7 protein-coding genes are annotated in these 5733 nt (G+C 76.9%); 3 read left to right on the top strand and 4 right to left on the bottom strand.

The window, feature by feature from the left end:
• The coding region (locus HEQ75_RS27400; RefSeq protein WP_168035296.1) for a transglutaminase-like domain-containing protein at window positions 1-918 on the top strand (918 nt) is incomplete at its 5' end.
• Here HEQ75_RS27400 and HEQ75_RS27405 read toward each other — a convergent pair.
• Window positions 905-1651, bottom strand: a complete 747-nt coding sequence (locus HEQ75_RS27405) for a glycosyltransferase family 2 protein (RefSeq protein WP_168035297.1) — start codon at window positions 1649-1651, stop codon at window positions 905-907. The two genes, HEQ75_RS27400 and HEQ75_RS27405, sit on opposite strands and share 14 nt — an antisense overlap.
• A gap of 232 nt (window positions 1652-1883) precedes the next feature.
• Between HEQ75_RS27405 and HEQ75_RS27410 the strand changes: the two genes are divergently transcribed.
• Window positions 1884-2237, top strand: coding sequence for a hypothetical protein (locus tag HEQ75_RS27410; RefSeq protein WP_168035298.1), 354 nt, complete (start codon window positions 1884-1886; stop codon window positions 2235-2237).
• Window positions 2234-3604, top strand: a complete 1371-nt coding sequence (locus tag HEQ75_RS27415) for a hypothetical protein (RefSeq protein WP_168035299.1) — start codon at window positions 2234-2236, stop codon at window positions 3602-3604. Before HEQ75_RS27410 ends, HEQ75_RS27415 begins: the two co-directional genes overlap by 4 nt.
• A 47-nt stretch (window positions 3605-3651) precedes the next feature.
• On the opposite strand, the gene HEQ75_RS27420 is transcribed toward HEQ75_RS27415, so the two are convergent.
• From HEQ75_RS27420 to HEQ75_RS27430, 3 genes are all read right to left on the bottom strand, one after another.
• Window positions 3652-3957: a lipoyl domain-containing protein gene (locus tag HEQ75_RS27420; protein ID WP_168035300.1), complete on the bottom strand. Its 306-nt coding sequence runs from the start codon at window positions 3955-3957 to the stop codon at window positions 3652-3654.
• Window positions 3954-4955 carry an alpha-ketoacid dehydrogenase subunit beta gene (locus HEQ75_RS27425; protein ID WP_168035301.1) on the bottom strand — a complete coding sequence of 334 codons (1002 nt, stop codon included), beginning with the start codon at window positions 4953-4955 and terminating at the stop codon, window positions 3954-3956. Before HEQ75_RS27425 ends, HEQ75_RS27420 begins: the two co-directional genes overlap by 4 nt.
• The coding region (locus HEQ75_RS27430; RefSeq protein WP_168035302.1) for a thiamine pyrophosphate-dependent enzyme at window positions 4945-5733 on the bottom strand (789 nt) is incomplete at its 5' end. The genes HEQ75_RS27425 and HEQ75_RS27430, both read right to left, overlap by 11 nt.

Here is a 5733-nt window from a genome sequence, read left to right on the forward strand (position 1 = left end):
GGGCGGCTGGTCGCCGTCACGCTGCGCCGCCGCTTTCCCGCCGAGGCCCTGCCGCCCGGCCGCCCGGCGCGGCTGCGCCTGCCGGCGCCGCTGCCCGGACCGGGCGTCTCCGACCTGGTGGTCGAGGTGCTGGAGCAGCCGTCGGGCGCGCCGCCCGCCACCCTCTCGCCTGGCCGGATGGAGGTGCGGCTCGAAGCCCCGGCCGACGCGGTGCTGGCGCTGCGCGCCACCGCCCGCATCGCCCCGCTGCTGCGCGGCGCGCTGCCGCCCGAGCCCCTGCCGGCGGAGGCGGCGGCGCTCCACCTGCGGCGGGAGGAAGGGTTCATCCGCGTCACCCCGGCCATCGCGGCGCTGGCCGCGGCGGCGGGCGAGGGCCCGCCGCTTCGGGTCGCCCAGGCGATCTGGCGCGCCACGCTGGCGCGGCTGCAGGTCGAGCCGATCCACTACGCGGAGGTGGACGTCGCCGCGCCGGGGGAGTGGGTGCTGGCGCGCGGCGCCGCCGATTGCCAGCTGGTCTCCGCCCTGCTCGTCGCGCTGTTCCGCGCGCGCGGCATCCCGGCGCGGCTGGTCGGCGGCGTGCTGCCCTATCCCCGCGCGCCGTCGCGACACTATTGGGCGGAGGCGCATCTGGGCGGCGCCTGGCACCCCTTCGATGCGATTGCGCGCGACCTGGACGATAACGGCCGCGTCCCCGCCTGGCACGACGCCTTCGCCGGGCAGCTCGAGCCGCGCTTGGTCACGGAGCGCCATCCGCGGCTGTTCACCGGGGCCCCCGGCGTGCCGATGCCGCCCGCCTGGCTGATGCTGCGGCGCCTGACCCGCGACGGCGCGGCGGTGCGCCATGTCGAGGCCGGCACCGGCCGCCTGCTCTACGAGGAGGAGATCGCGGTCACGTTGGGCGACCTCAGTCCAGGCTGAAGGCCACGCCGTTGGGCCCGCGCACCGCGACCGGGCCGAGGCCGAGCGGCGCGACGCCCGCGCGCAGCGCGGCTTCCTGCCGCAGCAGCAGCGCCCGCGACCGGCCGAGCCCTTCCGCCAGCATCCGGTGGTGGTCCTGCGGCATCAGGTTCATCCCATGCGCGACATAGACCAGCAGCTCCGGCGCATCCGCCAGCGCCGTGACCGCGCCGGCCGCGTGCAGCGCGACGGCCACCGCCAGGTCCTCGCCGATCCGCGCCGACGGATCGTAGCGCGGCGCCGCCTCGGCGCGCAGCGTCAGGGACGCTGGCTTGCCGCCGGAGGGCGTCGCCGCCCAGTTCAGCGAATAGAGCGTGCCCTCGGCGCGGAACCAATGCAGCACGTCGCGCAGCAGCACCGCGGGCCGGCCCCCCGCCTGCAGCGCCGCGAGTTGGCGGGCCAGCCGGTATGGGTGGTGGCGGTCGTCGTCGTCCCACTGGCACAGCACCGCGCCGCGCGCGGCGTCGATGCTGGCGTTGCGGACCGCGCCGAGCGCTGGCGCGCCCGGCAGTTCGACCACGCGGATCGCCGGGTCGGCCAGCGCAGCGAGATGCGCCGCCAGCGCGCGGGCGCCGTCCGGCGGGGCGTTGTTCACCACCACCACCAGCTCGCGCGCCGGATGGGTCTGGGCGCGCCAGTCGGCGATGCTGCGCAGCACCAGCGGCAGCCGCGCCGGCGCGGCGGTTGTGACCATGAGGCAGCTGACGAGAGTCGACATGCGGGAAGGCTAGATCGGATGCCCCCGCGGCGCGACGGCCTGTCGGCGCGGATCCGTCCTGCGCAGGGCGCGCCGAGTTCGGATCGCGGGCCCGGGCGGCCGCCCGAGGCCGGCCCGCGCCGGCGGGCAGTCGGGCGCCGGCGCGCTTGACAGGCCGCCGCCGCGGAACCGATTAAGCCGCCACACCGGAATGCGGAATGGTTGCGACGTGATCCTCAACCTGACGATGCCGCCGCTCGCCGACGTCGAGGCCGGGATGACCGTGCACGCGCTGCACGCCGCGCCCGGCGCGCCGCTGGCGCCCGGCGGAAGGCTGCTCGACATCCGGCTCGACCTTGCGGCCAGCGTGCAGCACGACTGCCCGCCGGTCTCCTTCCACCGCATCGTCGTGCGCCAGCGCGTCTGGCTGCGCCGGCTGCTCGTCACGGTCGGGCAGGAGGTGCCGCTCTGGGCGCCGATCGGCCTGTTCAGCACCGAGCCCGACGAGCCGGTGGACGGGCCGGTCGCCGGCTCGCTGCGCGTCTCCGTGGCGAATGTGCTGGTGGAGCACGACTGGGCGTGAGCGCGACCCTGCCGCTCCGCCTCGGGACGGTGGCGCCCGAGGGGCTGCGCGCCCAGCGTTCCGGCCTGCGCTGGCTGGTGCGCGATGGCCAGCGCGTCCGCCCCGGCGACGTGCTTGGCTACTGCCAGCTCGGCGTGCTGCCGCCGAAGGGCGGGATCACCGCTTCGCCGATGGCGATGGAGCGGCTCGACTTCGGCGTCGCCTTTTCCGCGCCCTTCGCCGGCCGCGTCAGGCCGCGCGCCGGCACCTCCCGCGGGGGGATGCTCGACCGGCTGCGCGCCGCCGCGTCCTGGGACCCGGAGGAGGTGGTGGCGGAGATCGAGCCGGAGGCGGAGGTGCCGCCGGGGGCCAGGGTGCTCGGCCTGCTGTTCACCACCGGGCTGCGCGTGAACCCACAGCTTGCGATGCGCAGCGGGCTGCTGAGTGGCTGGTACGCCCGCCGCCGCGCCTGGTGGGGCGATGCGGGGGGCGAGGCGCCGCCGACCCTCGCCTGCCTCGGCAGCTGCGACATCGCCGACGCGATCGCGGGCGAGGAGGGCGACTTCCGCGAGTTCCACGCCGGCATCGCCGGCCCCGCCCACCTGGTGCTGCTGCCCGAGATCATGCCCGTCACCGCCGGCGTGTCGGCGCTGGAGGCGATGCGCCGCACGCCGGCGGAGCTGCAGGCGATCTCCGAGGGGATGCGGCGCGCCTTCGCCGACGGGCCGCCGCCGGGCGCGGAGGACTGGCTGTTCGCCGGCTCGCTGCTCGCGGCGCTGGGGCGCAATCCCGTCGCGCTCGACGCGCCGCTGCTGACGCAGGCCGGGATCACGCGCGTCGCGCGGCCGGACGCGATCCTGTTCTCGCTGATCGGCGATGCGCGGACCGTGCTGCGGCACCGGACGCAGGGCTGGTCGCTGGCGCTGCATGGATACCGGCTGCAGCCCGACTTGATCGGGCCCGCGACCCGCGCCTGGCTGGATGCCGCCTTCGTGCGGGAGACGCGGAGCTTCGCGCAGCAGGCCGCGGAGATGGCGGAGCTTGTCGCGGCGCTGCGCGCGGCGATCCCGGGGCCGGTGGTCGTCGCGAACCAGGCGACGACGACGGGTCGCGACCAGCTGCATGCCTACGCCGCCTTCGACGCGCCGCTGTCCGAACAGGTGGCGGCGGTGCGCAACCGCGACTGGACGCTGCTGCTGACGGAGCTGGCGCGCAGCCATGGCATGCTGGTGCTCGACGTGGACGCGATCCTGGCCGAGATGGGCATGGCCGCGCACATGCCCGACGGCACGCACCCGAGCGGCGCGCTGCAGGCAGCGCTGCGGCAGGAGACGGCGCGGCTGCTGCGCGAGGCCGGGCTGCCGGGCTTCGCGCCGCGCGCGGCCTGACGCGCGGCGAACGCCGAGGACCAGGCGATCCGGATCGAGGCGCGCCTTCAGGTCACCTCGAAGGCGACCGGCCATTCGGCCGCGGTCGCGGCATCCTCCGGCAGCGTCTCCGCCGCATCGTCGGACAGCAGCGCCAGCGGCGCGCCGAGCATCTGCCACTCGCCCTCCGCGCAGAGACGCCGACGCAGCCAGGCGGCGCGGCCGGCGCGCACCTCCACCACCGCCTTGTGCGTCTCGAGCTCCACCACCAGCGCGTCGGGCTCGACGCGGTCGCCCTCGGCGGCGTGCCATTGCAGCACCCGCACCTCCTCCACATCGGCGATCGGGCCGGGCACGCGAAGCTGGCGGATCATGCGGTCTCTCCTGCGGAAGGGCGCAGCAGCCGGCGCGCGGCGGCGGCGATGCGCGGTGCGTCGGGCAGCGCCGCCGCCTCCAGCGCCGGGTTGGAACTGACGGGCACCGGGCGCGCGCCGACCCGCGCGACGGCCAGCGCCGGCACGCTTTCCCGCACGCGGAAGGCGATCTCCGCGCCGATGCCGCAGGGCAGCTGGCCTTCCTCCACCGTCACCAGCGCGCCGGTGCGCGCGGCGGAGCCGGCCAGCGTTCCGATGTCGAGCGGCGCCAGGCTGCGCAGCTCCACCACCTCCGCCGAGATGCCCTCGTCGGCCAGCGCCGCCGCGGCAGCCAGCGTCGGATGCGTCATCCAGCCATAGGTGGCGAGCGTGACGTCCCGCCCCGGCCGGCGGATCGCCGCCACGCCGAAGGGGATCGTGGCCTCCTCGTCCGGCACGGGGCCGGACAGCGGGAACAGCCGCTTGTGGTCCACGAAGACCACCGGGCCCGGCGCGCGCAGCGCCGTCTTGAGCAGCCCATAGGCATCGCCGGGCGAGGAGGGCGCGACGACGGCCAGCCCCGGCACGTTCATCAGCCAGGCCTCCAGGCATTGCGAATGCGCCACCCCCTGGCCCTTCGCCCCGGCGGTGGTCTTGACGACGACCGGCGCCGCCAGCTGCCCGGCGGTCTTGAAGCGCAGCTTCGCCGCGTAGTTCACCAGCGGGTCGAGCGCCGGCATCAGGAAGTCCATGTAGGTGATCGCGACCAGCGCCCGCGCCCCGGCCGCCGCCGCGCCGACGCCGAGGCCGACCATCGCGGCCTCGGCCACCGGCGTGTCGCGCACCCGCGCGGCGCCGAATTCCGCCAGCAGCCCTTCGAAGTCGCGATAGGGGCCGCCGAAGGCGCCGATATCCTGGCCGAGCAGCAGCAGCGACGGGTCGCGCCGCATCTCCTCGCGCAGCGCACGGGCGATCGCTTCCCGGAAGAAGCGCCGCGTGGCGCCGGGCTCAGGCCGCATCGTCGAGCTCGGACGCGGTGGCGGAGGGCGAGGCCTCGGCGGTGCGGAACGCCGCCCCGGCGGCCGCCTCGGCCGCCTCGCGCAGCGGCGCCGCCACCGCCTCGCCCAGCCGCGCCGACAGACGGGCGATCGGGTCGCGCGCGGCCAGCGCGGCGACATCGGCGGCCGGCCGGCTCTCCCGCGCCAAGGTCGAATGCGGGCCCAGCCGCACCGAGAGGGCTTCCAGGAAGGCCGGGCCGGCGCCGTCGCGGATGCCAGCGGCCAGCGCCGCCGCCGCGTCGCGCACCGCCGGCGCGTCGGTGCCGTCCACCGTCGCGGCGGGGATGCCGAAGGGGCGCGCCAGGTCCGCCACGCGCGCGGGGGCCAGATGCGCGGCCGTCGGCGTGGAGATCGACCAGCCATTGTTGCTGCACACGAACAGCAGCGGCAGCCGCCACAGCGCGGCGATGTTCAGCGTCTCGTGCAGCGCGCCCGCGCCAGCCGCGCCATCGCCGAACAGCACGGCGACGATCCCCGGCCGGCCCGCCGCCTGGAAGGCCAGCGCGACGCCGGCGGCGATGGAGAGGTTGCCAGCCACCACCGCATGCGCGCCGAAGAACCCGGCGGCGGGCTGCGCCAGGTGCCCGCGCCCGGCGCGGCCGCGGCAGGGCCCGCCGGTGCGCCCCAGCAGCTCCGCCACCACGGCGCCGGGGTCGAGCCCGCGCGCCAGCGCCGGCGCGATGGACCGGCCGCTGCACAGCAGCTGGTCGTCGGGTCCCAGCACGGCGCAGAGCCCGGC

The sequence above is a fragment of the Falsiroseomonas selenitidurans genome (assembly GCF_012103215.1).
Lineage (GTDB): Bacteria > Pseudomonadota > Alphaproteobacteria > Acetobacterales > Acetobacteraceae > Falsiroseomonas > Falsiroseomonas selenitidurans.